The 603-nt window shown below is 33.0% G+C and carries 2 protein-coding genes; both read left to right on the top strand.

Annotated features, from left to right (window positions below):
• Window positions 1–212 (top strand): hypothetical protein (locus tag ACE01N_RS20645; protein WP_380593001.1); only part of this gene is annotated, 212 nt, incomplete at its 5' end.
• A gap of 11 nt (window positions 213–223) precedes the next feature.
• Window positions 224–454 carry a UPF0158 family protein gene (locus tag ACE01N_RS20640; protein WP_380593000.1) on the top strand — a complete coding sequence of 77 codons (231 nt, stop codon included), beginning with the start codon at window positions 224–226 and terminating at the stop codon, window positions 452–454.
• The last annotated feature ends 149 nt before the right edge of the window (window positions 455–603 follow it).

Here is a 603-nt window from a genome sequence, read left to right as displayed (position 1 = left end):
CGTTAGGTGCAAGCGTAAAAAATATCATTATGAAACTGACGAAATCTCAAATTAAAGAAATGGCCCAGAATCTTGAGGTTGGAATGAATATTTTCATTAACAGAGAAGATTTAGAGATTCGTACAATTTTTGACCTGGATGAAATAATTGGAGATACAGAATTTTGGGAAGAAGAACTTGAAAAATTAAAAAAGAATGGACTGACTATTTAGTGATTGAGAAAATGAAACCCGGAGAGGCTTTTCAGATTATGAAAGATTTCATAGAAGAAATTGACAATAATAGTTTTAAGGAAAATTTGGGAGAAATTTTAGTACGAAAAAAGCCATTTGCAAATTTTAAGCATATTATTGAAAATTCTGAATATCGTGAGAAATGGTTTAATTTCAAGACTCTTAAACATGAAAATTATGTAAGAGAGATTCTTGAGAATGAGAATATTGAATTTGAATAAAAAAGAAACGCCAGCACCTAACACGCAGTCATACTGCATGGCAGTACTTTTAAATAAAACATTACAACATTCGCAGTCGGGCTATTTTGTCCTGACAGTTCCTTTCCCGTCGGAAAGAAACTGCCACGACAGCATACTGCGGGAACGTT

The organism is Quyinboa ferrireducens, from assembly GCF_042436675.1.
GTDB lineage: Bacteria > Bacteroidota > Bacteroidia > Bacteroidales > UBA5342 > JBHJHP01.
Note: the sequence above shows the minus strand (reverse complement) of the source record. Positions and strands in the feature narration are given on the sequence as shown.

Coding starts and splice junctions, on each gene's coding strand:
- ACE01N_RS20640 (WP_380593000.1), top strand. CDS start 224: ATGAAACCCGGAGAGGCTTTTCAGATTATGAAAGATTTCATAGAAGAA.